Source organism: Chryseobacterium bernardetii (assembly GCF_003815975.1).
GTDB classification, from domain to species: domain Bacteria; phylum Bacteroidota; class Bacteroidia; order Flavobacteriales; family Weeksellaceae; genus Chryseobacterium; species Chryseobacterium bernardetii.
In genome coordinates, this window is the sequence record NZ_CP033932.1 from 2,089,686 (window position 1) to 2,114,550 (window position 24,865).

General features: G+C 36.3%; 25 protein-coding genes. 22 read left to right on the forward strand and 3 right to left on the reverse strand.

Annotation, left to right across the window (positions count from 1 at the left end; translation table 11 throughout):
* Positions 1–75: 75 nt before the first annotated feature.
* The 9 genes from EG339_RS09610 to EG339_RS09650 all read left to right on the forward strand — a co-directional run bounded on the left by EG339_RS09610 (position 76) and on the right by EG339_RS09650 (position 7,303).
* Positions 76–744: an HAD family hydrolase gene (locus EG339_RS09610; RefSeq protein ID WP_123869989.1), complete on the forward strand. Its 669-nt coding sequence runs from the start codon at positions 76–78 to the stop codon at positions 742–744.
* An 8-nt stretch (positions 745–752) separates the two neighbouring features.
* Positions 753–1,577 carry a phosphoribosyltransferase family protein gene (locus tag EG339_RS09615; RefSeq protein WP_123869990.1) on the forward strand — a complete coding sequence of 275 codons (825 nt, stop codon included), beginning with the start codon at positions 753–755 and terminating at the stop codon, positions 1,575–1,577.
* Positions 1,567–2,124, forward strand: a complete 558-nt coding sequence (locus tag EG339_RS09620; RefSeq protein WP_123869991.1) for a TerD family protein — start codon at positions 1,567–1,569, stop codon at positions 2,122–2,124. Before EG339_RS09615 ends, EG339_RS09620 begins: the two co-directional genes overlap by 11 nt.
* A gap of 2 nt (positions 2,125–2,126) precedes the next feature.
* A complete protein-coding gene (locus EG339_RS09625) occupies positions 2,127–3,302 on the forward strand; it encodes a toxic anion resistance protein (protein WP_185147672.1) in 1,176 nt (391 codons plus the stop codon).
* A gap of 16 nt (positions 3,303–3,318) precedes the next feature.
* Complete coding sequence (locus EG339_RS09630; protein WP_123869992.1) at positions 3,319–4,263, forward strand: hypothetical protein; 945 nt, start codon at positions 3,319–3,321, stop codon at positions 4,261–4,263.
* Between the two features lie 71 nt (positions 4,264–4,334).
* Positions 4,335–4,943 carry a TerD family protein gene (locus EG339_RS09635; RefSeq protein WP_123869993.1) on the forward strand — a complete coding sequence of 203 codons (609 nt, stop codon included), beginning with the start codon at positions 4,335–4,337 and terminating at the stop codon, positions 4,941–4,943.
* Between the two features lie 86 nt (positions 4,944–5,029).
* Entirely contained in the window at positions 5,030–6,073 is a 1,044-nt protein-coding gene (locus tag EG339_RS09640) for a TerC/Alx family metal homeostasis membrane protein (protein ID WP_123869994.1), read from the forward strand.
* A gap of 285 nt (positions 6,074–6,358) precedes the next feature.
* A complete protein-coding gene (locus tag EG339_RS09645) occupies positions 6,359–6,886 on the forward strand; it encodes a TetR/AcrR family transcriptional regulator (protein WP_123869995.1) in 528 nt (175 codons plus the stop codon).
* 3 nt (positions 6,887–6,889) lie between these two features.
* A complete protein-coding gene (locus tag EG339_RS09650) occupies positions 6,890–7,303 on the forward strand; it encodes a nuclear transport factor 2 family protein (RefSeq protein WP_123869996.1) in 414 nt (137 codons plus the stop codon).
* Positions 7,304–7,471: 168 nt separating this feature from the next.
* On the opposite strand, the gene EG339_RS09655 is transcribed toward EG339_RS09650, so the two are convergent.
* Positions 7,472–8,485 (reverse strand): catalase family protein, encoded by a 1,014-nt coding sequence (locus tag EG339_RS09655; protein WP_123869997.1) that lies wholly within the window; start codon positions 8,483–8,485, stop codon positions 7,472–7,474.
* A 294-nt stretch (positions 8,486–8,779) separates the two neighbouring features.
* Here EG339_RS09655 and EG339_RS09660 point away from each other — a divergent pair, with 294 nt between their 5' ends.
* The 5 genes from EG339_RS09660 to EG339_RS09680 all read left to right on the forward strand — a co-directional run bounded on the left by EG339_RS09660 (position 8,780) and on the right by EG339_RS09680 (position 12,686).
* Positions 8,780–9,214 (forward strand): FKBP-type peptidyl-prolyl cis-trans isomerase, encoded by a 435-nt coding sequence (locus EG339_RS09660; RefSeq protein ID WP_123869998.1) that lies wholly within the window; start codon positions 8,780–8,782, stop codon positions 9,212–9,214.
* Between the two features lie 141 nt (positions 9,215–9,355).
* Positions 9,356–10,306, forward strand: coding sequence for a hypothetical protein (locus tag EG339_RS09665; protein ID WP_123869999.1), 951 nt, complete (start codon positions 9,356–9,358; stop codon positions 10,304–10,306).
* Between the two features lie 64 nt (positions 10,307–10,370).
* Positions 10,371–10,781, forward strand: coding sequence for an Rrf2 family transcriptional regulator (locus EG339_RS09670; protein WP_123870000.1), 411 nt, complete (start codon positions 10,371–10,373; stop codon positions 10,779–10,781).
* 62 nt (positions 10,782–10,843) lie between these two features.
* Entirely contained in the window at positions 10,844–11,497 is a 654-nt protein-coding gene (locus tag EG339_RS09675; RefSeq protein ID WP_123870001.1) for an NAD(P)-dependent oxidoreductase, read from the forward strand.
* 16 nt (positions 11,498–11,513) lie between these two features.
* Complete coding sequence (locus tag EG339_RS09680) at positions 11,514–12,686, forward strand: MBL fold metallo-hydrolase (RefSeq protein WP_123870002.1); 1,173 nt, start codon at positions 11,514–11,516, stop codon at positions 12,684–12,686.
* A 289-nt stretch (positions 12,687–12,975) separates the two neighbouring features.
* Here the strand turns inward: EG339_RS09680 and EG339_RS09685 are convergent, their stop codons facing one another.
* A complete protein-coding gene (locus tag EG339_RS09685) occupies positions 12,976–14,010 on the reverse strand; it encodes a M23 family metallopeptidase (RefSeq protein WP_123870003.1) in 1,035 nt (344 codons plus the stop codon).
* A 225-nt stretch (positions 14,011–14,235) separates the two neighbouring features.
* Here EG339_RS09685 and EG339_RS09690 point away from each other — a divergent pair, with 225 nt between their 5' ends.
* From EG339_RS09690 to EG339_RS09705, 4 genes are all read left to right on the forward strand, one after another.
* Positions 14,236–15,276, forward strand: coding sequence for an NAD(P)H-dependent glycerol-3-phosphate dehydrogenase (locus tag EG339_RS09690; protein WP_123870004.1), 1,041 nt, complete (start codon positions 14,236–14,238; stop codon positions 15,274–15,276).
* 321 nt (positions 15,277–15,597) lie between these two features.
* A complete protein-coding gene (gene mqo / locus EG339_RS09695; protein ID WP_123870005.1) occupies positions 15,598–17,103 on the forward strand; it encodes a malate dehydrogenase (quinone) in 1,506 nt (501 codons plus the stop codon).
* Between the two features lie 75 nt (positions 17,104–17,178).
* Positions 17,179–17,580: a hypothetical protein gene (locus EG339_RS09700; protein ID WP_123870006.1), complete on the forward strand. Its 402-nt coding sequence runs from the start codon at positions 17,179–17,181 to the stop codon at positions 17,578–17,580.
* Position 17,581: 1 nt separating this feature from the next.
* The gene (locus tag EG339_RS09705; RefSeq protein WP_123870007.1) at positions 17,582–18,448 is read left to right on the forward strand and encodes an AadS family aminoglycoside 6-adenylyltransferase; all 867 of its coding nucleotides are present in this window, start codon (positions 17,582–17,584) and stop codon (positions 18,446–18,448) included.
* On the opposite strand, the gene EG339_RS09710 is transcribed toward EG339_RS09705, so the two are convergent.
* Entirely contained in the window at positions 18,445–20,025 is a 1,581-nt protein-coding gene (locus EG339_RS09710) for a GMC family oxidoreductase N-terminal domain-containing protein (protein ID WP_123870008.1), read from the reverse strand. The two genes, EG339_RS09705 and EG339_RS09710, sit on opposite strands and share 4 nt — an antisense overlap.
* Before the next feature lie 132 nt (positions 20,026–20,157).
* On the opposite strand from EG339_RS09710, the gene EG339_RS09715 reads away from it, so the two are divergent.
* The 4 genes from EG339_RS09715 to EG339_RS09730 all read left to right on the forward strand — a co-directional run bounded on the left by EG339_RS09715 (position 20,158) and on the right by EG339_RS09730 (position 24,864).
* On the forward strand, positions 20,158–20,775 hold the full coding sequence (locus EG339_RS09715; RefSeq protein ID WP_123870009.1) for a DUF1684 domain-containing protein: 618 nt from the start codon (positions 20,158–20,160) through the stop codon (positions 20,773–20,775).
* A gap of 2 nt (positions 20,776–20,777) precedes the next feature.
* Positions 20,778–21,254, forward strand: coding sequence for a GNAT family N-acetyltransferase (locus EG339_RS09720; RefSeq protein ID WP_123870010.1), 477 nt, complete (start codon positions 20,778–20,780; stop codon positions 21,252–21,254).
* 71 nt (positions 21,255–21,325) lie between these two features.
* Positions 21,326–22,135, forward strand: coding sequence for a glucose 1-dehydrogenase (locus EG339_RS09725; protein WP_123870011.1), 810 nt, complete (start codon positions 21,326–21,328; stop codon positions 22,133–22,135).
* A 101-nt stretch (positions 22,136–22,236) separates the two neighbouring features.
* The gene (locus EG339_RS09730; RefSeq protein ID WP_123870012.1) at positions 22,237–24,864 is read left to right on the forward strand and encodes an MGH1-like glycoside hydrolase domain-containing protein; all 2,628 of its coding nucleotides are present in this window, start codon (positions 22,237–22,239) and stop codon (positions 24,862–24,864) included.
* The last annotated feature ends 1 nt before the right edge of the window (position 24,865 follow it).

Sequence of the window (24,865 nt, forward strand, 5' to 3'; positions counted from 1 at the left end):
GAATTAAACACTTTGATGATTAATAATTTTAAGTCTTTTTCAAGAAGCTAAATAAAACTTTTAACTTAAAACATATTGAAAACAGATATCGACATTCGTAACCACTGTCATTTTTCTTTTGACCTGTGGCTCACATTAATCAAATCTCATCCTGAATTTAAAACAAAAAGAGTTGAGCTGTTCTCCTCGTTTTTTGATGTAGAACAACCTTTTGATGAAGTTGCTAAAACTGTAAAATATTACGATGATCTTTGCAATACCATCAATGAAGTTACAGGAGGAAATATAGACACTTTTGAGATCTATTTAATGATTTTAGGAGCGCTGAATGTGGATGTAAAGCTTTTAAGCAAAGAAAAGCTGAATGAGTTTTATGCAAAAAGTGAAGAATTGTTCTTAGAGTATAAGCCTGTTGTTATTTTTGAAAATATCCATGAATTTTTTGATGATATCAAAAATCAGGGAAAAACTATTAATATTCTAAGCAATACAGGATTTATCAAAGGAAAAACAATGAGAAAATTCCTGATCCATGAAAATCTGGATCAATATATTGATTTTCATATTTATTCTGATGAAATCAACTGTTCAAAACCGAATCCGCTTATTTTCCAGGAAGTGAAGAATAATCTTAAAGATCAGGATCTTCCCCTGCACCAGATCTTACATATTGGTGATAATCCTGTGGCTGATTATAAAGGAGCTACAGATTTCGGGTTCAGCGCACATTTACTTAAACACTAACCATAAACATGAACAAAAGATACAGCTTACACCACATTCATTCAGCGGATGAGTTTACTTTCTCACCTGCAGAATACAGCTATTTCAAGTATGGCGATAAGTCGTATGCTGAAAAATTTGCAAAAGAATTATTCAACGGATTTATTTCCGAACATGAAGAACTTTTACATACAGATAAAGAGATCGTAGTTCTTCCAAGCCCTTATATGGCGATTCCTACAGCTTCCAATTTCCTATGCTTTTACTTTAAAAAACATCTGGATTATTATCTGTTCCAAAAAGAGAAAAAATCAAGTATTTTATCTAAGATCAATAGAAATCATACCTATATCACAGATTATGGGAACCTTAATTTTGAAGACCGTAAAAATCTGATTGCCAATGATACTTATTACATTGATAAAGATTTTTTAAGAGGAAAACTTTGTATTTTTATAGACGATATAAAAATTACAGGCAGTCATGAGTATACAGTGAACAGAATTTTAGATGAATATGACGTGGAAGCAGACTTTATGTTTCTGTATTATGCTGAACTGATGAACTTTGATCTGGATCCTAAAATTGAGAATTTTTTCAATTATTATGCAGTGAAAAACGTAAAACACATTGCAGAAGTAATGAATAAACCCAGTTTTCAGTTCAATACAAGGATCGTAAAATATATTTTAGGCTTAGATTCAAGTAATTTTGACTATCTTACGTCTAAAGTAAAAAAAGAACAGATGGATCTCCTGCTGGAGCTTGCCATCAGCAATAATTATCATTTAATAAAAGAATATAAAAATAACATCAATACTTTAACACAAACGGAATTATATTATGGCTATTAACTTACAAAAAGGACAAAGAGAAAATATTAACGCACCTAAATTCACTGTAGGTTTAGGCTGGGATATCAATAATACTTCTACAGGAACAGCATTCGATTTAGATGCTTCCTTATTTTTACTTGGAGATGACAAAAAGCTGGTTTCAGATAATCACTTTATTTTCTATAACAACCTTGAATCTCCGGACAAAGCAGTTATTCACACAGGGGATAATCTTACAGGAGAAGGATCGGGTGATGATGAGCAGATCAAGATTGATCTTACAAAAATTGATAGTGCTGTAAAAGAAATTACAGTGGTGGTAACCATCCACGAAGCAGACTCAAGAAGACAGAACTTTGGACAGGTAAGAAATTCTTTCATCAGAATTTTCAATACAGATACGAATGAAGAGATCTTAAAATACGAATTGGATGAAGATTTCTCAATAGAAACGGCAGTAGAATTCGGAAGGATCTACAACAGAAACGGCGAATGGAAATTTGAGGCAGTAGGAGCAGGACAGCGAGACGGCCTTGAGAAATTTGTATCACTTTATCAGAAATAATTATGGATAATCAGGAAAATCAACCTATAGATCCGCTAGGATCCATTGAACCTCTTAGAACTTTTGAGCCTACACCGATGGTTCCGCCAACGCCCGCGCAACCTTTTCAGAATGCAACACCAGCAGTGCTTGTAGACAGAGAGGGAAACGTAAATTTAACTCAGTTACCATCAGAAGACCGTCAGAAGTATGAAGCTCTGGCGAATTCCATTGATGAAGCTAACCCGGGATCTATTGTCAATTTTGGAGCAGAACTTCAGAAAACACTTTCGAATCAGAGTGACAGCTTCTTAGGAAATGTGAGAAGATCAAACTCAGGAGAAGTGGGCGGCCTTATCAATGATCTTTTGGTAGAGTTGAACTATGTAGACGTAGAAGAACTTAACGGAAATAAAGTAAAAAGTTTTCTGAGCAAGTTGCCATTCATGAAGAAAGTAATGACCCAGGTAGAAAACTTATTTGCTAAGTATGATAAGATCATTAATAATATTGAGCAGATCTCCTACAAAGTAAATGCAGGGATCATTACTTCTACTAAAGATAATGCAGTTCTTCAGACAATTTTTGAAAGCAATGTGAACTCTATCAAACAGATTGAAGACCTTGTGATTGCCGGAAATATCAGAATGGAAAGAGCAGCTGTTGAATTGGCTCAGATGGAAGCCAATCCTCAGAATTTCCAGGATTACCAGATTGCGGATAAGAGAGACTTCATTGCAAGATTAGACAGAAGAATGGCTGATCTTAAAGTGGTACGTGTTATTATGATGCAGTCACTTCCACAGATCAGACTGGTTCAGAATAACAACGTTTCTATTGCTGAAAAAGCGCAGACAATTCTTACCACTACGCTTCCTGTATGGAAAAACCAGCTTTCGCTTGCCGTTGCCATGTACAGACAGCAGCAGAATATTGAGATCCAGCAGAAAGTATCTTCTACTACAGAAGAAATCTTAAGAAAGAATGCAGAACGTCTTGGTCAGAACTCTATCAATGTAGCAAGAGCTAATGAGCAAACGATTGTTTCTATAGACACATTGAGAGAAACTACTTCAATGCTGATTAATACGTTGAATGAAGTGAAGCAGATCCAGAAACAGGGCGCTGATAACAGGAGAAAGCTGGATCAGGATCTTCAGACATTAGAACACGAACTGAAAGCAAATGTAAGAGGTTAATTTATAGGGCACCAAGGTGGGGGAAGATGCAGCAACCATATTATCACAGAGCAAAAGAAGGTTAACAAGGCTTAAACTTCTGGCTAATTTTTTTGAACATATTGATATAATATCCATTTACATCAAAACAGATATTATCCACAATTTGTTCCAGGAAAATACGGCCCTGGATTATAATAAACTGGAGCTTTTCCACCTGCAGTATACAGACAGCCTCATAGAACTTCTGACAAAGATCAAAAGGCAGAAGGAAAATGATATGCTGGCGGTCATTAATGAAATTGACATCAATAAAAAATACATTTCAGGTTTTGAAGAAAGACAGGCAGACAGCTTTCAGACCGACAGGAAAATGTACAGCGGTATATTTTCACAGCATCTGAAAGCCTTGTATAAAGACCTTACAGAAGATGTTTTCACTGCCAATTGGGATAATGTACTGTATTTCCATAAAAAATATGCGAAGGAATTCTACAGGTTAGCAGATGAATCTCTGCTAAAACCTGAAACGTTCCCGGCTTATCAGTATAAAGACTATTCAATTGAAAGAAAACTATTGGGAAGGCTGAATATACAGGGATTTAAAGTTCGTTTTGTCTGTGGCTACGCCATCGGAACCCATGAATATGAACTTTTCAGGATCTTTCAGACTGATGATTATTTTATTTTCAGTGTAGATGATAAAAAGCTTTATCTTTTCGACAAAGAACTGGATAAGCTTGATACTTCTGAAAATCAATCCAATCAGCGTATAATTATTGACCAGCTTAAGAATAAAAACGAAGAGCTGGAAAATACGATGAACGAACGGAAGCGCAATCTGCCTCCTGAGGTGGAAGCGGTCCTGAAGGATTATATCCGAAACCTCGAGAATATAGATATTATGAGCAAAATATTTGCCTTTGATGAAGAAACCAATATTCTGAGAGCAATGCTTAATTTAAACCTGAATAATCAATAAAACGAAATTTGAAAACAGGCGGATAAATATATAATTTTCGCAAAATGTAAATAACAACTAAACATAAAAAGATGGCTATCAACTTACAAAAAGGTCAAAGAATTAACCTTAAAAAAGAAAACGGAGCTGAACTTTCCCAGGCTTGTGTAGGAATCAACTGGGGAGCAATTGAAAAAAAAGGATTTTTCGGAACTAAAAAAGAAGCAGTAGACTTAGACGGAAGCTGTATTTTATATGATTCAAACAAAAATGTAACGGAAGTAATTTATTTCGGAAACCTGAAATCCAGAAACGGTTCCGTAAGACACAGCGGTGACGACCTTACTGGTGACATAAACGGAGATGATGGCTTGGATAATGAAGTGATTACTGTAGATTTCAGTAAACTTGAGCCTAATGTAGATTACGTGGCAATGGTATTGAACAGCTACAGAGGTCAGGATTTTGGAACCATTCCTTTTGCTTCTATCCGTATTTATGAAGGAACTCCAACCAATGTAAAAGAAGTTTTTGCTAAATATGACATTGCTAATGATGCATCTTTCAGAGGACATGTTGCCATGGTAATGGGAGTTTTCTACAGAAGAAACGGGGAATGGAAATTCAATGCCATAGGAGATCCAACAGCAGATAAAAAGTTGGAACAGACGATCCAAACTGTACAGATGAATTATTTATAATCATTTATACCTCAAAATGTAAATAAAATAGCAATATTTGTACTTTGTTACATCTATTGCTTTTATCATATAATAACATAACTCAAGTGGAACATCAAAGTATTTTAGATCTGCACCCTGGCTTGGTGTGGGGATTTGCGGTAACAGTCGTTATCATGTTACTCCTGGATTTAGGAGTTTTCAACAAAAAAAGCCACGAAGTTTCTTCCAAAGAAGCTACCATCTGGTCTATCGTATGGATCTCACTGTCTATGATCTTTTCAGGAGTCGTGTATTGGGTCTTCAATACAGACGGCACCCCCGAAAGTCATGCCCTGGCAGTAGAAAAGTTTACGCAGTATCAGGCAGCTTACTGGATAGAAAAAGCCCTTTCTGTGGATAATTTATTTGTATTTATCCTGGTTTTTGGATTTTTTAAAGTTCCGAAATTTCTTCACCATAAAGTCCTTTTCTGGGGGATTATCGGGGCATTGATTTTCAGAGCGATATTTATCTTTGCAGGGGTAGGATTAATCAACCTTACCTATCTTCCTGAAATGAATATTTTCGGAACCCCGGTAAAAATTAATGTGGTAATGACCTTATTCGGATTATTCCTTGTGTATGCCGGAATCAAATCCTGGGGAGATGGTGATGATGACGACGATGAAGATTACAGCAATACAGCTGGTGCAAGACTGATCAAGAGCTTCTGGAAAGTGTCTGATAACTATGATGGAGATAAGTTCTTCACCGTTCAGAAAGGTATTAAAATGGCAACCCCATTATTAGTAGTGGTTGGAGTTATTGAATTTACGGACGTACTTTTCGCAGTAGATTCCATTCCTGCAATCTTTGCCATTTCAAATGATCCGTTTATTCTGTACACATCCAATATCTTTGCGATTTTAGGTCTTAGATCATTATATTTCCTATTGGCCAACTTTATCCACATGTTCAGTAAACTTCCTTATGGATTGGCGATTATCCTGTCCTTTATTGGAGTGAAAATGCTTATCGCACCGTGGATTCACATTCCTTCCCCAATTTCATTAGGAATTGTAGGTGGAGTATTGGTTATTTCCGTTCTTTTATCCGTTATCTTCCCTGAAAAAGAAGAAGAAAAGAAAGAAGAATTAGAAGAAAAATAACATACAAAAAAATATATGAGAAAACCTCCGGAATTAAATCCGGAGGTTTTTTTATGCGAAAGAAAAAATTTAAGACTTCTTAAAGTTGTTCTCAAAACAATAATTAAGGATTCTTTCTACGGTATTAAATTTTTCAGAGATAAGATCTTTGCGCCTTAAATACACAGTATTTATAAAAACTTGTGTCTTTGCGCTTTTCTACTCGCTAAAATTTTTTAAAATATAATAGACAGACTTGTCTGTATGTTGTATTTTTTTCATACATTTGTCTCATAAAAGATGAATATGAAGTCACCAAGAGGAAGAATTGTAGAAACAACGTTTGATCTGTTTGCAAAGCAGGGATATAATTCCACAGGAATCAACCAGATTATTGCTGATGCCGGAGTAGCCAAAGCAAGCTTTTATCTTCATTTTAAATCCAAAGAAGATTTATGTGTGGAGTTTCTTAATGTAAGACATGAATATTGGTTCAATGAGCTTCATACTTTTACAGCACAGGCAGAAGATCTTCGCTCAAAGATCATCAGTGCTTTTGATTTTCTGATCTATATGAATGATAAAGAAAATTTCAGAGGCTGCAGTTTTCTGAATATTCTATCAGAAATCCCGATGGATAATGTTAAAATACTGAATGTAATTCAGGCTCATAAAGCTGATTTGAGAAATTACTTCCTGGCATTATTGAAAGATGATGTTCTTTCCGATCATATTTATATGCTTTTTGAAAGCAGTATAATAGAAAGTCAGCTTTTCAAGTCCAATAAGTTAATTGAGAAATCAAAAAAAATAGTTATCAATTTAATACAGTAAGTTATGGAAAAGAAACATCCGCTTCCGCCTTTCACACTTGAAACGGCACTGGAAAAAATTCAAATGGCAGAAGATGCCTGGAACAGTCAGGATCCTGAAAAAGTTTCCAAGGCTTATACCATCAACAGTGAGTGGAGAAACAGAGATACCTTCGTGAATGGGAGGGAAGAGATTGTCTTATTCCTTCAAAAGAAATGGGAAAAAGAATTCAATTATAAGCTTAAAAAAGAATATTGGGCGCACACAGATAACCGTATTGCTGTTCGCTTTGAATATGAATATCAGACCAAAGACGGCAATTGGTTCAGAGCTTATGGAAACGAAAACTGGGAGTTTGATGAAAACGGGTTAATGGCTAAAAGATATGCAAGTATCAATGATCTTGCTATAAATGAAGAGGAACGGAAGTTTAAATAAATGTAAATAAGACAACAAAGATTTTCCCTTGCCACGAATACATGTATTATTAGTATTCGTGGCAATTTAATTAGTAGGTTGTACAATTAAAAAGCTTTATAACTACTACAATTTCAGATATTTTATAAAAGAAGAAATTTCTGAATTTAGAGAGTTGTTGACTAAAAATTACAGCTCACTCTTCTTTCCATGTAAAAGAGCATTAATTTTCCTTCTTGTCTGCACGGATACCTTGTAAGCTTCATCACGCAATTTTTGTATTTTCCCTACAGGCTGAAAAAAGATCTTACTTTCAAAAGGGTTAAATGAGAGCAGCTCACTGGTACAGTCCCGCTCATTTAACAAAGAACCTTTATTTATTGTAACCTCACCAATTTTAATATATGGCGAATTTTTCCATTCTACATTTAATGTGTTGATGGGCTGGTATTTCAGATCGTAACAAAGCTGAACCAGGACATCAGCCGTAAAATCATTTTTCTGGAGATAATTTTTTAAAGCTTTTTTAACGTTCTGTTTCTTATCCATATTTCTATTAACGGATTTTGGGCTCAGTTTTATTTTTATCATATAGTCTCCAAGGCGGTAAGCTCCTACAGAATAATAATCAAAAGAAAGGATAAAATCATTTCTTTTACTGAATAGTTTTAAAGTGTTTCTGATAAAAGAACCTGTAAAAAGAAATGGAATAACTTTTACCATTTGCGTAATGAGTGAAAATAAACTGCTCCATTTTTTGATGTAAAATAAGTTGATAGCTGTAAACAGTTTTAAAAACGTAGAAACAGAATTAACCGGGAATAGCGGAAAGTTCACTAACGGGTAATTGGAAAGCAGGTTATTATTTTCATCCCTGATCTGTACCGCAAAACCATAAGCAGGAATATCCCTTTTAGAATTGGTTATTTTTAACTGGGCATTGGAAAATCTTATAAAAAGATCAAACCTCTCCTTATCAAAAAAAGGTTTAAGAAATTCAGGAATATTGGGATCTATCCAAAACACTCCCTTAGCTACAGCATAAGTCTTTGCATGAGCATTTCTGGTAGCATAATTAACGTCACTTATAGAAGAAGATTGCTCAACAAAATCTGCAATCGATTTTTTATTGATTTCCAGAAGTTTTTTCTCCTCTTCATTAAGTTCATCAAACTTCTTGTTATATAATATCGGATTTGGCATTTAGTTTTTAAATCCAATTATAACGCCAACTTTCGAAATCTGTGTTAAGGAATTATTACAATTATTTGAATTTTAAGGGAGAAGGAAGCCGGAAGTATGATAGCAAAGGTGAAAGAGTATATTATTTTAGTATTTTTTTTATATAACTAATTGGTTATTAATGTGTAATTGTTGTGTTGGAAAATGAATGAAACAGAAAAATACTTAGTGGCTGGATACTCAGTTTTGAACTTCCATCCCCGGATTTCCATCTTCCAAGCCTAAAAAAGCCTTATCTTTGTAAAAAAATATAATATGGGAGTAGCAGATTTGTTATTTAAACGTAAAAAAGAATTAGCCGAAAAGAACCTTAAGGACGGTAAAGAATATATGGAAGAGTATGGTAAGAGAGAAAGCGTTGTTCAGTTACCAAGCGGCTTACAGTATGAAATTATTAAGGAAGGAGATGGTGCAACACCAGGGCCTAAATCTACCGTGAAATGCCATTATCACGGAACTACTATTTCCGGTAAGGTTTTCGACAGTTCTGTAAAAAGAGGAACTCCTGCGTCTTTTCCTTTGAACAGAGTGATCTCCGGATGGACAGAAGCCCTTCAGCTAATGCCTGTTGGAAGTAAATGGAGACTGATCATTCCACCGCATTTGGCTTATGGAGATCAGGAGATCAGTAAAGAAATCGGACCAAACAGTACTCTTGTTTTCGAAGTGGAATTACTGGATATCAAATAACCCGGCTTAAAAATAGATTAAAAATTTACCTGATTTCAGGTAAATTTTTTTATTTGTACTATATTCGTATAGATGAATTATTTTGAAACTGATTGATAATTTCGGACAATGATTCATCCATTGCACAAAAAATTAATTTGAATGAAAAAGATTTTTTACCTGTTAATTGTTGTAGGACTGTTGACTTCTTGCGTTTCCAGAAAGAACCAGGTTATTCAGCAAAACATCCTTACATTGAAGGATAGCTATTGTAAAGCGCCCTTCAAATATAACTATAGCAATAAAGTTCCATCTTACAATTCAGATTCTATTTTAGCAGCCAATAAAGATCTCAAAGAAATGTTCTCTGACCAGAGTATTCTCATTTTAAACGCATTGGATAATCTGGATGAGGTTCATGAGATTATGGAGCTTAAAAAAGATCAATCCCTGGCTTCTCAGGTTAAAGTTTTACAGTTAAAAACTAAGATCAACAGTAAAATTACTATTGCGCTCACTGAACTTGATGCCGTAGCCGCAGAATTCGATTGCGAAGGAGAAAGAGTGGCCCAGATTGGAAACTATGTGGATAACCTTAATGCTTCCAGAAATAATAAATTGATTCTCTATTCTATTGTTACAGGGGCGGCAGCTTCCATTGCCGGGGGAATTGTTAGTGATCAGGGCTGGAGCAATGCCATTGATATAGGTGGTGGGGTTCTGGGAGCTGGCTTCGGTTTGGCAACCCTTAATCCAAAAGGGAAAAAGGTAGAATTTATTCACCAGAGAAACCTTCTTAGGGATATCTGGAAAGGAAAACTGGAATCACCAAACTTTCCGCCGTTTATCTGGTATATGTATACTGAAAAGAAGTTTTCCAATAGGGAAGAGCGGTCCATTATCGGAAATATGAAAGAAAGATGGCTGCACTATCAGTTTGATGATGATAGAACAGCAGCGGATCAATCCGTTATTTTCAGTGATGGCGGATATTACAGGGCAGATGATCTTCATAACCGTGCCGCTATGCTGAATCAGATGCAATCTGCAACAAGAACAATCAATCAGAACATTAATTATTTATTGCTGGATCTGGATAAATTAGTCCTTTAAGAAAAATTAACTGTAATAAATTTTGTTACAATTAAAATTTGTGTATCTTTGCAGAGTAATTACAATGAATAACACAAGATTTGCCACGGCAATACATATCATGACCTTATTAGCGAAAAGTCCTCAGGAGTGGCTCACTTCTGATTGGATTGCGGGTAGTATTAATGTAAATCCTGTCATTGTAAGAAAAGAGATCAGTGTCTTAAGAGAAGCAGGTTTAATTATCAGCCGACAAGGGAAAGAGGGAGGAAGCCAGCTTGCAAAAGAGGCAGGTAATATCACCATTTCTGAAATTTACAGATCCGTAAAAAATACAGAAGTTTTAGGAAAGAAAAACCAGAATCCTAATCCTGCCTGTAGTGTAGGAAAAGAAATTAACAGTCATTTAAATACGTTATTTGAAGAGACAGATCAGTTGGTAAGTAACTTTTTAGGAGATAAATCTTTGCAGGAATTCGCAGATCAGTTCGAATAAAAATTTTTTTACCATTAAATGTAATAAAATTTATTACAATTTAATTTTTAAAATAAAATATTATGAAAAAAGTAGCAGTAATTGGTGCAACCGGATTTGTAGGAGCACATATCGTAACAGAATTAGCAGACAGAGGATATGCAGTAGAAGCTTTAGTAAGAGATGCATCAAAGGTAAAAACACAGCAAAATGTAACGGCAAAAAGCGTTGATGTAAACAATGTAGAAGAATTAGCTGAAGCTTTAAAGGGGAATGATGCGGTAATCAGTGCTTTTAATGCAGGATGGACCAATCCAAATCTTTACAATGACTTCTTGAAGGGTTCTGAAAATATTGAAAAAGCAGTAGAAGAATCAGGAATAAAAAGACTGATCGTAGTAGGAGGAGCGGGAAGCCTCTATACGCCAGACAATGTTCAGATCGTTGATACACCGGATTTCCCGGATGCTTACAAACCAGGAGCAACTGCAGCAAGAGATTACCTGAACAAAATCAAAGAAAATAATACACTTGACTGGACTTTCTTCAGCCCTGCCATAGAAATGAATCAGGCAAATGTGGGAACAAGAACAGGTAAATACAGAACCTCACTGGAAACGCCTGTATTTGATGAAAACGGAAGAAGCCAGCTTTCGGTAGAAGATGTAGCTGTAGTTCTGGTGGATGAACTGGAGCAGAATAATCACATCCGTGAACGTTTCACAGCAGCTTACTAATTAAAAAAGAACAAAAATGTTAAAAAGAAAGTTATTATCATTAATAGCTGTTTTAAGTTTCATCAGCCTATTTGCAGGAAGCCTGAAAGTTAAAGTCTATAATCCCGGAACCAAGGCTATTTTTCCAATTACTTCTACCATTATTTATGGTGATAAAGATGCTATGCTTATTGATGCTCAGTTTCAAAAGCAATATGCAGAACAGTTGGTAAAAGAAATCAAAGCCACCGGAAAACATCTGAAGACAGTTTTTATTTCTCACAGCGATCCGGATTTCTATTTTGGACTAGATGTAATTAAAAAAGCCTTTCCGAACGTAAAAATCATTTCTACAGCACAAACTGCCTACCTTATTTCCGCTTCAAAGGATGATAAACTGGCAGTCTGGAAACCACAGCTGAAAACAGATGCTCCATCAGAAATCCTTGTTCCGGAAGCGGTAACTTCTGTTCCTGATCTTGAAGGAAATAAAATTGAGATCAGACATAATCCTGAAGATCCTGCTCACAGCTTTCTCTGGATTCCGTCTATCAAAACCATTGCAGGAGGAATTTCAGTTTCTGTGGATTCACATCTTTGGATGGCAGATACTCAGAATGTAAAGGCTATTGATCAGTGGATTGGGCAAATTGATGCTATGAAGTCATTAAAGCCTGAGCAGGTAGTGCCCTCTCATTTTGCTAAACAATCTTTGTCTCCGTTATCTCTGGATTTTGTAAAAGGATACCTTGAAAACTACAGAAAAGCCGTAACTGAAAATAAAACTTCATCTGCGATTGTAGGTTATATGGTAAAACAGTATCCTGATCTTCCGGGAAAAGATGAATTGGAAATGGGAGTAAAAGTTTTCCTTGGTGAAATGGAATGGGATTTAAAATCACCATATCCAGCTATCGGACAGAAGGTAGAAGTTGATTTTGGAACAGTAAAATTCCTTTTGGATTTTAAAGACAATAAAACAATGACCTTCACCGGAACAACAGGAAGCTCAAAAGACAGTACTGATACAGTAGAATATACAGCTGTGGAGGTGGCAAAGAATGTTTTTATGGTTTACTGGCATGAACCTCATTTAGGTTTCAATGTAACGCATATTCAGGATTACAATAAAAATATAGTATATTCCAACATTGCAGGGCCAGACGGAACCTTCACCCACCCGAAAGGAACGCTTAAGATCTTAAAATAAAAAAACAGCTGCCATTGGCAGCTGTTTTTTGTTGTACTTTATGGGTTAATCATAAAAATTATCCTCAACGCTTCATCGAATCAGCAAGCTGATTCCATTCTTTGCTCCCTTAATCTTTGAAATAAGAAACATAAAACTTTGCGTTGAAATAATTTCCGCAGATCTCACAGATTTCGCAGATGTATGCATTAAAAAAATCTGTTTAATCTGCATTATCAGCGAGAGCATAAAATAATTATCAGATCTATCCTTTAAAGAAAAAAGCTGCCTCATTGGAGACAGCTTCTTTTTATAAATTCATAAACAACCTCGGATTCACCGGAGTATTGTTCTTATGCACTTCATAATGAAGATGAGGCCCTGTAGATCTGCCGGAGTTCCCGGATTTAGCAATCACCTGGCCTACTTTTACTTTATCATTCACCTTAGAAACAAGTTGTGATAAGTGCCCATAGAGGGTTGCCAGTCCGTTTCCATGAGAAACAATTACGCAATTTCCGTAACCACCTTTCTGTCCGGAGAAAATAACAGTCCCTGCAGCAGCAGCTCTTACATCTGAACCGAATGCAACGGCAATATCCAGTCCTTTATGGAACTGCATCTGATCTGCTTCAGCGGGTGGATTGTTTTTTTCCATAGGAGCAGCCTTAGAAGTAGTAGTTCCTGCAACAGCCTTTGCTGCAGACGTTGGAGCAGCCGGTGCAGAAGCTACAGGAGTAGCCTTGGGGGTTACCATCACTTTAACTTCTCTTTTATTTCCATAGCTGTCTGTCAGTTCAATGACTTTCTCTACAGGTTCGGCTTTTACCTCGGGCTTCGGGGCAGCAGCAACAACTGGTTTAGCTTCTGTAGCGGAACTTGATTTTACCGAAGCAAAAACAGTTTTAAATGGGATAGGATTTTTTCTGATCCCAAAATTAGATGAAATATATCCGTCTGTAGGCATTCCTAATGGAACCTGCATCAGTTTTTTCTGTAAGTCCATCAAATACTGGCTGTATCGGTTGGCTTGTTTGGAAAGATAAATAGAATTGGAGATACTGTCCTGATCAAGCATCATCAGCTTTTCATTTGAAATATCTTTAGATTTCAGGAAAGAGTTCAGTTGGGACACTGTCTGATCTACAAGGGTAAGATCAGTTTTCATTTTCAGATAATCTACACTGTCTTTTTCAGTGTTTATTTTTACAAGGTTCACTTCATACAATTTATCATCTCTTTCAGAAAAGAGCTTTGCAATAAAAACACCTTGTGCAAAAACTACTAATAAAAGTCCTCCGAGGAGAATGTTTACGTTCTTCTTGCTGTTTAGAAATTTTTTCATATTTCCTCTCTTAGAATATTTAAAACGGTTTTTCAGCTGCAAATTTAATTAAAAATAAGTTTTGTGAGTTATTATTAATTAAAATTCAGTTTTTTCTGTATCTAACGCTGAATTGTATATTTAATTGTGCTTAAGCATTATTTTTTTCAGAAACTGGTTTTTTATCATGCCTTAAAGTATCCTGTTAAATCTTTGTTTAATATATTTGCAGTTCACATTCCAATTATGGCTAAAAAGAAAATTATTTCAGAATCTTCGAATCCCAAAAAGACTAAAAAGGATGTTTCTGTAGGAGTAGTAGGAAGTGGAAGTTTTGCCACTGCTATTGTAAAAATGCTTGTTGAAAACTGTAAAGTTGTACACTGGTGCGTAAGAAGTGAATTTGTAAAAGGAGCCATTGAGCTTCGCGGGCATAATCCTACTTACCTTACTGCCGCTCATTTTAACCTGAAGAGTTTAAAATTAACCACAGATATTAATGAATTGGTTTCAGCCTGCGATGTTATTGTTTTGGCAACACCTTCCATTTATTTGTCGGATACTTTGGATAAGATGACGTGTGATTATTCAGATAAAATCTTTGTTTCTGCAATTAAAGGAATTATTCCAAAAGTAAATGATGTAGTAGCGCATTATCTGCGTGATGAATTTAAAATCGGTTTTAGGAACCAGGCTGTTATTGCAGGGCCTTGTCATGCTGAAGAAGTAGCGATGGAAAGGCTTTCTTATCTTACTATTGCAACTGTAGAAGATGAAACAGCAGAAAAGCTGGAAGGAATTTTCAGTTCAGATTTCATTAAAGTACAGACCAGCAAAGATATTCTGGGAAATGAATACAGTGCTATTCTTAAAAATATTTTTGCCATAGGAGCCGGAATTGCCAGTGGATTAGGGTATGGAGATAACTTTACCGCTGTTTTTGTTTCCAATGCGATCCGTGAAATGGAAGTTTTTCTGGAAGCAATTTATGAAGCTCCAAGAGATGTAAACGAAAGTGCTTATCTGGGAGACCTTTTGGTAACAGCCTACTCTCTGTTCTCAAGAAACAGGAATCTTGGAAATCTTATCGGAAAAGGATACACTGTGAAATCAGCAATCCAATCAATGAACATGGTAGCAGAAGGATATTATGCTGCACAGTCTATCTATAAAACATCAAAACAGAAAAATCTTAAATTACCGATTATTGATACAGTGTATGCTATTCTTTATGAAGGTAAAAATGCTGAAAAGCAGTTTAAAAAATTAACTGCAAAACTGAACTAAAGAGATTATTATAAAATACATAAGCTCTGTTGTACACTTGTATGGCAGAGCTTTTTGTTTTTAATGCAGCGTTCACAGAGCTTTTTTTGCTGAAGGAAAAACGGTATGAAATATATCTTAGCGACTCTCAGGGTTTATAAAATTTAGATTTGTAATCTGATGGTTTTAATAAATGAAATGAACAAAATAAATTGATACTTTCCATCATATCAACTTGCGTAATTCATAAGTGTTTTTAGAACAAAAATTAACGTGTTAAAATCGTTAAACGCGTTTCTCTTTTTAAAACTTTTCCCGAAATTTGAACAAAAATTTAGAATTATGCCACAATCGCTTACAAGCAGAACACCGAAACCTAAATATGACGTTGTACTGATAGGGGGCGGAATCATGAGCGCTACTTTAGCAACGCTGCTTCATGAATTTGATCCGAAACTTGAAATTGCCATCTTCGAAAGACTAGGAAGATTTGCCAAGGAAAGTACAGCAGCTTGGAACAACGCCGGAACAGGACACTCCGCATTTTGTGAGCTAAATTATACACCTGAACAGCCTGATGGTAGTATTGATATCAAGAAAGCAGAAAGTATTGCAGAACAGTTTGAAATTTCAAAACAGTTCTGGGCTTATTTATTAGCGAAAGGATATATTCAGGAGCCAAAGGATTTCATCAATTCCTGCCCGCATATGAGCCTTGTATTTGGTGAAAAAGATGCTGAATATCTTAAGAAACGTTATGATAAAATGTCAGAATCAGTACTTTTCTCAGGAATGGAATTTTCTACAGATCATGATAAACTGAGAGAATGGATTCCACTGGTAATGAGTAAAAGAAACAAGTCTGAAGTAATGGCGGCTACCAAAATGGATATGGGAACAGATGTGAACTTCGGAACATTGACAAGAAAGATGGGCAGACACCTTCTGGAAGATTCAAAAGTTGAAGTATTCCTGTATCATGAAGTGAAAGATATCAGCCCCAGAGAAGATGGTAAGTGGGAAATGAAAGTGAAAGACAGAATCCATAGTCATAAACAGGAAGTAAATGCAGATTTTGTATTCATTGGCGCCGGAGGATATGCGCTTCCGTTACTGGACAGCTCAGATATCAAAGAAAGTGAAGGATATGGAGGCTTCCCGGTTTCAGGACAATGGCTGGTAACCCATAATCAGGAATTGGTAGAGAAACACCAGGCTAAAGTATATACACAGGCAACGGTAGATGCTCCTCCAATGTCTGTTCCACACCTTGATCTTAGAATTATTGATGGACAAAAGGCTCTTCTTTTCGGTCCTTTCGCAGGGTTTTCAACAAAATTCCTGAAAGAGGGAAGCTATCTTGATCTACCGGAAAGTGTGAATACTAAAAACTTAAGATCTTTATTTGGTGCGTGGTGGCATAATCTTCCGCTTACTAAATATCTTATTCAGCAGGTAGCGATGACCAAGTCTCAAAGAATGCAGCATTTGAGGGAATTTATCAAAGATGCTAAAGAAGAAGACTGGGAATTGAAAGTAGCCGGGCAAAGAGTTCAGATTATTAAAAAGGATGATAAATTAGGAGGTAAACTGGAGTTCGGAACTGAAGTAGTGGTAAATAAGAACGGTACCATTGCTTCCTTATTGGGAGCTTCACCAGGTGCATCTACAGCTGTACAGGCAATGCTTACTGTTCTTGAAAAATGTTTTCCTGAGAAACTTAACGGAGAATGGAAAGAAAAACTGCTGGAAATGGTTCCGTCATACGGGCAAAAGCTGGCAGGAAATCCTGAACTTACTGAAAAGGTAAGAGCATATACCAAGGAAAAGCTGGAATTAGAATACTAAATATTAATAATGAGCAATGAATAAGCTGTATCAACAATATTTATTCATTGCTCATCCTTATTACTTAATAGAAAGGTGGAAGAAATAGTTATAAAGCCGGTTATTGCAAAAGAACTCCTGGAGTCTCTTCAGACAAAAGCAGAAGAGGAAAAACAGGTGATTGTACACTGTTGCTTTCTCGCATCACCATTTTTAGGAAACCTGATCAGGATCTGGCATTCAACTTATCTTTTTGACAACCAGTCTGAACATAGGAGCAAGCTGATTCATGCAGAGAACATCTCCATCTCTCCTTATTGGACGCCTGTTCCCTTTATGCAGGATTTTTGGTTTACCTTGATCTTTTCAGGGTTACCTAAAGACTGTAAAAGTTTTGATCTTAAAGAAGTTATTCCTGAGGAAGGAGGTTTTTTTGTAGAATCTATTAAGAGGAATTCTTCAGATGTTTACCGGGTAAAAATTTCTGAATCTTATTAAGATGAAGGGTAGGGATGAAAAGCTGGAACAGATTATTCATTGGGCAGAAAACAATACGGATATCCGTACTGTTCTTTTAACCAGCTCGTTAGTTAATCCTTATGCTCCTGTGGATACCTTCAGTGATCTTGATGTAGAACTGGTTTTTCTGAGCAGGAAAGCTTACGAAGATCATAACGAATGGATCAGGCTTTTCGGGGAACCGATTTCCATGGTAGAAGAAGATGATACTGCTTTTGATGGAAAACATGCCATGAAAATGGTTTTGTACAAAGATCACATAAAGGTTGATTTTAAACTTTACCAGGTTTCGGATTTTTGTGAAGAAATAAAAGAGGAAACCCTTCCGGAAGACTGGGATATTGGGTACAGGGTGTTAATTGATAAAGATGGCCTTACAAAAAATTTAAAAGCCCCAACTTATCAATCCATTATGATTCATCAGCCAACAGAAAAGAGGTTCAGACAATTACTAAATGATTTCTGGTGGGATACAACATACGTAGCAAAATGTCTTAAACGGGGCGATATTTTTTATGCTAAATTCATGTCTGAAAATATATTGAGAACCGATTATCTTGTTCCTTTAATCGAATGGTATATTGCCAGTTCTCACGACTGGAATAATATAACGACCAACAAACATGGAAGGCTTTTCAAAAAATATCTTACTGAAGAACTATGGGGCAGAGCGGAAGCTACTTTCTCGGGAGTTGATATTGAGGAAAACTGGACAGCATTATTTGCCTTTACTGATCTTGTTCACGAACTGGGGACTGCTGTATCAGAAAAGCTTAATTTTGAATATCCTTTTCAGCACGAAACAGATATCCGGAACTATCTGGCAGAAGTAAAAGCATTGCCTTAAGCAAATTCATTCTGACGGATCAGGTTTTCAATACAATACTCTGCAATGGCTGTAATTGTTACAAAAGGATTTACTCCAATAGTACCGGGAATTAAAGATCCATCCAAAACATATAAATTTTCATGCTCCTTTAGCTTTCCAAATTCATTGGTGGCTTCTCCCAGTACACATCCGCCGAGTGGATGATAACAAATATCTGCTCCAAAACCGTTATTGAACAGGAAGTGGCTTCTGGTTCCCCCATTTGCATTGTTCATTTTCCGGATAAAATATTTGGCATTTTCCCTCATTTTGATTGTATTGCTTTCATCCCAGTTCAAATTAATCTTTCGGGTAATTTTATCATAAGTTACTTCACCTTTTTTATCCACTCTGTTGATAAGGAGATATAAAGCTGTGGCAACGTCCATTCCCATTGGTAAAGGAGCGATTTCTGTGAAAAAAGGATGCTCTTTATCATCCCAGTTATCAATTCCGCCTACAGGAATTGTTGACTGTTTTGAACCTGTTCCGCCAGACAGTGGTTTTACCCAGTTTCTTCCGGTCATAAAATTGCCATTATTCCCCCAATTTTTACCAATTGTTTCATGAACAGGAAGGTCATTCACAGCATTAGAATGCAGTAACAGTTGTAATGTTCCCATAGTTCCTGCGGAAAGGATTAGTTTTTTACAGTTAAAAACCTTATCTGCAACAGCATTTCCCGAAGTATCAATATGCTGAACATTGAGTGTATAGCTTTTATCGTCATTAAGTTTGATATGTTCCACACGGTGAAGATCAAGTATTTCAAGATTTCCGGTTCCCATAGCTTTTTTCAGATAGGTTTTATCCAGACTGTTTTTTCCGTGGTTATTGCCATAGATCACTTCAGTATTGAGAGCAGAACGGGGTACTTCATTTAAATATTCCTTCTCCATGTATTTAAAATCATATACATTGGGAACACGCATGGTTTTAAAACCTGCTTTATGGGCTTCTTTTTCACCTACTCTTGTGAATTTATAATAAGGACAGCTTTTTAGAAACTGTTCATCAATAACATTAACTTTGAGTTCTTCCCGAACCAGAGGAAAGTAATGATTATAGAATTTATCAGCATCAAGATTAGGAAATACTTCTTTGAAATAGCTTTCTTTAGGCGTTACCGCCATTCCGCCATTAACCAATGAGCCTCCGCCAACACCTCTTCCTAGCCAAATATTAATGTTATCAAAATCCATCCTATCTAATGTTCCAGTGAAAGGTGTTAACGAAAAAATATTCATAAAAGGAGCTATTGTTTTCTTTCTTAGCCACGCAGAACTTTGGCCGGGCTTTAAGAGATTGGAAAATGGAATACCGGCTTTTTCCCAATTAAGACCCATTTCCAGCAGGACAACTTTTTTACTGGACTCACATAGACGTAAAGCGGAAACTGCACCTCCGTATCCGCTTCCAATGATAATGATTGGAGCATCTATAGTTTTTTCTATCTTGTTGGTTCTTCGTTCAGCCGCCTGAAAAAGATTAGATTGTAGAAAATAGAAGCCTGAGATAGCAAGCATTCCTGTTTTGATAAATTTCTTTCTGTCCATGGTCTTGCGCGCTCAAAAAGTATGCTAGATTATTGATAACTTTTTTTATTTAAAACAGATTATACTTTTTTATTGGAATTTTAACTTTTCATACGTCGGAAAATTCATAGTTTTACTTATAATTTAAAGTTCATGAAAAAATATATATTACTATTTTTATTACTTCCTTTATTAACCTTTTCTCAGAAAATGGTTTCAAGAGAAGTAATGGAAATCAAAAAATTTCAGAAAAATCTTGATGCAGAATATCTGGATCCTAAGCAGACTCCTTTACGGGGAGATAATTTTAAAAATTTTAAAGGGCATCCGTTTTTCCCTTTTGATCTAAAATACCGGGTAACAGCAAAATTTGTTAAGACTAAAGATGCACAACCTTTTGAACTTCCAACATCTTCTGGTAAAACAAAGTCTTATAAAGAATATGGTAAAGCAACATTTGAACTGGATGGAAAGGCTTATACCTTAACTTTATATCAAAGCCTGGATCTTATTAAACAGGATAAATACAAAGACTATCTTTTTTTGCCATTCCGTGATGCTACCAATGAAAAGGAAACCTATGGCGGTGGGAAATATATGGATCTGAAAATTCCGAAAGGAAATACGATTGTTCTGGATTTTAATCAGTCTTATCACCCGTTTTGTGCTTATAATGCCTACGATTATAACTGCCCGATTGTTCCTGAAGAAAATAAACTTCCTGTGGAAATTCGCGCAGGAGTAATGTATGAAGATATTTATCATCACTAATTATGATAAGCTTAGAATTTTTTAAACCGGAAGAACATCTTTCAGGAGTTAGCTATAGTTTAGATGAAAGCCAGCTGCGTTTCACAGCATCAGCCACTCAGGCCTTACAAAGTATTGAAGAAAGAGACGATAATAAGGCGTTTCCCATTACGATCCTGGAGAATAATGTTCCGGCTGGATTTTTTGTTTTGGATTTCGGAAACGATAAATTAGAACTTACCGATAATGAGAATTCCGTTCTGTTAAGGTCTTTATCCGTAAATCCTCATATGCAGGGAAGAGGAATCGGAAAAATAGCCATGATGCTGATAGATGATTTTATTAGAAAAAACTTTAAACAATGTGATGAAATTGTTTTGGCTGTGAACCAGAAAAATGATTCTGCTTATCACATTTATCTGAAAGCAGGTTATATTTTTGATGGTAAAACCAGAATCGGAAGGAGCGGGCCTCAATACCTGATGTATAAAAAACTTTAATAAAATTTTAAAATATATTTTTTTTCATGCTGATTTGTTTCCATAACTTTGAGTAACATCAATTTACAAATATGGAAATATCACTTCATAATCAGGTAGCAGTGGTTACAGGAGCCTCCAGCGGCATAGGATCCGGTATTGCAAAATCATTGGCAGCCGCAGGAGCAATTGTAATTGTTAACCATTCTTCACCAAGATCACAGGATGAAGCAAAATCAGTATTAAAAGAAATTACAGATGCTGGTGGGAAAGGAATAACCTATCAATGTGATGTCTCACAGGAAGAACAGGTAATCCGGATGTTTCAGGAAGTAGTTGCAGAATTCGGAACTGTAGATATCCTGGTGAATAATGCGGGAATTCAGAAGGATGCTAAGTTTACTGAAATGACATTAGACCAATGGAATGCTGTGATTGGTGTTAACCTCACCGGTCAGTTTCTTTGTGCAAGAGAAGCCATTAAAGAATTTCTTCGCCGGGGAATAGATCCATCCCGTTCCATAGCTTGTGGAAAAATTATTCATATCAGTTCTGTACATGAGATTATTCCCTGGGCAGGACATGCCAATTATGCAGCCAGTAAAGGAGCTATCAGAATGCTGATGCAGACATTAGCCCAGGAATATGGTGCAGATAAGATTCGTGTTAATTCTATTTGTCCTGGTGCCATCCAGACACCGATTAATCAAAATGCCTGGAGTACCCCGGATGCGCTTAGCTCACTTCTAACCCTCATTCCTTATAACAGGATCGGCCAGCCACAGGATATAGGAAATCTAGTAGTATTTCTGGCAAGTGATCTTGCAGATTACATTACCGGAACCAGTATTTTTGTTGATGGCGGGATGACAACGTTTGAAAGCTTCTCTACGGGCGGATAGAAGATTTCAGTTTACAGTTTGGAGACTGTTGCTGCCAATGTACGTATCTGTTTTACAATATATTACTCATTATTTATTGCTCATTCTCATAATTAACGCTTATGTCAGAAAAACAGAGAGTTTCAGATGTTTCATGGAAAAAATGGGGACCTTATGTAAGCAACCGCGAATGGGGTCTTGTTCGCGAAGATTACAGTGAAAATGGGGACGCCTGGAATTATACCAGCCATGACACGGCAGAAGCCAAAGCTTACCGATGGGGCGAGGAAGGCATCTGTGGAGTATGCGATGACCTTCAAAAGCTGGTATTCTCAATTGGTTTCTGGAACAAAAAAGATAAAATGGTGAAGGAACGATTCTTTGGTCTTACCAATGGACAGGGAAATCATGGGGAGGATGTGAAGGAATATTTTTATTATCTGGATTCCACCCCCACGCATTCTTATATGAAAATGCTGTATAAATACCCTCAAAATGCCTTCCCTTATGATGATCTGTTAAAAACCAACGCAGAAAGAAATAAAAACGAACCGGAGTATGAATTAATTGATATCGGAATATTTGATGATAATGAGTACTTTGATATCTTTATTGAATATGCAAAAGAAAATCAGAATGATATTCTTATAAAAGTAACGGTTGTGAATAAAGCTGATAAAGATGCAGCTCTTATCATTCTACCAACCATATGGTTCAGAAATACGTGGAACTGGGGCTATGATGATTATAGACCTCAATTATCTGCCGAAGAAGCCAATCATATCAAGATAGATCATCAGGATCTTGAAGTAAGGAATATCTATGCAAAACAATCTTCAAGAACTTTATTCTGTGATAACGAAACCAATAGTCAGCGGCTTTACCAGTCATCCAACGGATCAAGGTATTGCAAAGATGGTATTAATGATTTTGTACTGGCCGGCAATTCTCAGGCAGTTAATCCTAAAAATACAGGGACAAAAGCTTCATTTTATATTGATGATTATTTTAAAGCTAAAGAATCCAAAATATATGAATTCCGGCTTTCAGATAAAGAATTAAAAGATCCGTTCAGTAATTTTGAATCTATTTTTGAAACACGTAATAAAGAAGCTGATGAATTTTATGCTGAAATTCAGAAAGGAATTCATTCGGAAGATGAAAAACTGGTACAGAGACAAGCATTTGCCGGTATGCTCTGGAACAAGATGTTTTACCACTACAATGTTGAAAAATGGCTGAAAGGTGACCCGGCAGAAATACCCCCGCCTAAATCCCGTGATAAAATCAGGAATTACGACTGGAAGCATCTCAATAATGAACATATCATCTCCATGCCTGATAAATGGGAGTATCCATGGTATGCCACCTGGGACCTTGCCTTTCATACGATCAGTTTTTCTTTGATTGATCCGGATTTTGCCAAACATCAGCTTAAACTTTTTCTTTTTGAATGGTATATGCATCCTAACGGACAGATTCCGGCCTATGAATGGAACTTTAGCGATGTAAATCCTCCGGTGCATGCATGGGCTGTTTTCAGAGTGTTTAAGATTGATGAATATCTAAAAGGAAAACCGGATCTGGAATTCCTCGAAAGTGCTTTTCAAAAACTGCTGATGAATTTTACCTGGTGGGTCAATAAAAAAGACAGCAACGGCAATAACATTTTTGAAGGCGGCTTTTTAGGACTTGATAATATAGGCGTTTTCGACAGGAATTCCGTCTTGCCAAATGGAGAGCAATTGGAACAGTCAGACGGAACAAGCTGGATGGCCATGTTTGCCCTGAATATGATGCGTATTGCCCTGGAGCTTTCATTGTATAATAACGTATATGAAGAAATGGCAATGAAGTTCTTTGAACATTTTCTGGCCATTGCCAATTCATTGGATAATATGGGAGAAGAAAACTTCAGCCTTTGGGATGAGGAAGATGAATTTTTCTACGATGCTATTGCTTCCAGTGACGGAACCCATATGTATTTACGGTTAAGAACTATCGTTGGATTAATCCCCATGTTTGCTGTTGAGGTAATTGATGATGAAATGATCGAAAATCTGCCTAATTTTAAAAAAAGGATGAAATGGGTACTGGATAATAAACCGGAATTGGCAGCACTGGTTTCAAGATGGGAAGTAAAAGGGCAGGATTCTAAGCATCTTTTGTCTTTGCTTCGGGGACATCGGTTAAAAAGACTACTCGCAAGAATGTTGAATCCCGAGGAATTTCTGAGTGAGTACGGAGTAAGAGCTCTTTCCAAAGAATATGAAAAGAATCCCTATACCCTGAATCTTAATAAAACTGATTATTGTGTAAAATATACTCCTGCAGAAAGTGACAGCAGTTTATTTGGAGGAAATAGTAACTGGCGGGGACCGATTTGGTTTCCCATCAATTTTCTGATTATTGACAGCCTCCAGCGGTTTTTCTTCTACTACAGCCCTGATTTTTTAGTGGAATATCCTACCGGAAGCGGAAGCTATTCGAATTTAGATCAGATAGCAGATGCTTTAAATAAACGGTTGGCCAAGATATTTTTAAAGGATGAAGAAGGAAAAAGACCTGTACATGGACAGTATGAAAAATTTCAAACTGATCCTGATTTTAAGGATTATATTTTATTCTATGAATATTTTCATGGTGATAACGGACGTGGAGTAGGAGCTTCTCATCAGACAGGCTGGACAGGGCTTATTGCAAAGATCCTGCAGCCAAGGTTTTCCAAAAAAGAGATTGCTGAAATCTGAA

Bases quoted from the DNA above. Each gene is read 5' to 3' on its own strand.
- EG339_RS09615 (WP_123869990.1), top strand. From the start codon at position 753: ATGAACAAAAGATACAGCTTACACCACATTCATTCAGCGGATGAGTTT.
- EG339_RS09670 (WP_123870000.1), top strand. From the start codon at position 10,371: ATGAATAACACAAGATTTGCCACGGCAATACATATCATGACCTTATTA.
- EG339_RS09715 (WP_123870009.1), top strand. From the start codon at position 20,158: ATGAAAAAATATATATTACTATTTTTATTACTTCCTTTATTAACCTTT.
- EG339_RS09705 (WP_123870007.1), top strand. From the start codon at position 17,582: ATGAAGGGTAGGGATGAAAAGCTGGAACAGATTATTCATTGGGCAGAA.
- EG339_RS09655 (WP_123869997.1), bottom strand. From the start codon at position 8,485: ATGCCAAATCCGATATTATATAACAAGAAGTTTGATGAACTTAATGAA.
- EG339_RS09685 (WP_123870003.1), bottom strand. From the start codon at position 14,010: ATGAAAAAATTTCTAAACAGCAAGAAGAACGTAAACATTCTCCTCGGA.
- EG339_RS09675 (WP_123870001.1), top strand. From the start codon at position 10,844: ATGAAAAAAGTAGCAGTAATTGGTGCAACCGGATTTGTAGGAGCACAT.
- EG339_RS09660 (WP_123869998.1), top strand. From the start codon at position 8,780: ATGGGAGTAGCAGATTTGTTATTTAAACGTAAAAAAGAATTAGCCGAA.
- EG339_RS09730 (WP_123870012.1), top strand. From the start codon at position 22,237: ATGTCAGAAAAACAGAGAGTTTCAGATGTTTCATGGAAAAAATGGGGA.
- EG339_RS09710 (WP_123870008.1), bottom strand. From the start codon at position 20,025: ATGGACAGAAAGAAATTTATCAAAACAGGAATGCTTGCTATCTCAGGC.
- EG339_RS09620 (WP_123869991.1), top strand. From the start codon at position 1,567: ATGGCTATTAACTTACAAAAAGGACAAAGAGAAAATATTAACGCACCT.
- EG339_RS09635 (WP_123869993.1), top strand. From the start codon at position 4,335: ATGGCTATCAACTTACAAAAAGGTCAAAGAATTAACCTTAAAAAAGAA.
- mqo (WP_123870005.1), top strand. From the start codon at position 15,598: ATGCCACAATCGCTTACAAGCAGAACACCGAAACCTAAATATGACGTT.
- EG339_RS09690 (WP_123870004.1), top strand. From the start codon at position 14,236: ATGGCTAAAAAGAAAATTATTTCAGAATCTTCGAATCCCAAAAAGACT.
- EG339_RS09650 (WP_123869996.1), top strand. From the start codon at position 6,890: ATGGAAAAGAAACATCCGCTTCCGCCTTTCACACTTGAAACGGCACTG.
- EG339_RS09720 (WP_123870010.1), top strand. From the start codon at position 20,778: ATGATAAGCTTAGAATTTTTTAAACCGGAAGAACATCTTTCAGGAGTT.
- EG339_RS09665 (WP_123869999.1), top strand. From the start codon at position 9,356: ATGAAAAAGATTTTTTACCTGTTAATTGTTGTAGGACTGTTGACTTCT.
- EG339_RS09680 (WP_123870002.1), top strand. From the start codon at position 11,514: ATGTTAAAAAGAAAGTTATTATCATTAATAGCTGTTTTAAGTTTCATC.
- EG339_RS09725 (WP_123870011.1), top strand. From the start codon at position 21,326: ATGGAAATATCACTTCATAATCAGGTAGCAGTGGTTACAGGAGCCTCC.
- EG339_RS09645 (WP_123869995.1), top strand. From the start codon at position 6,359: ATGAAGTCACCAAGAGGAAGAATTGTAGAAACAACGTTTGATCTGTTT.
- EG339_RS09625 (WP_185147672.1), top strand. From the start codon at position 2,127: ATGGATAATCAGGAAAATCAACCTATAGATCCGCTAGGATCCATTGAA.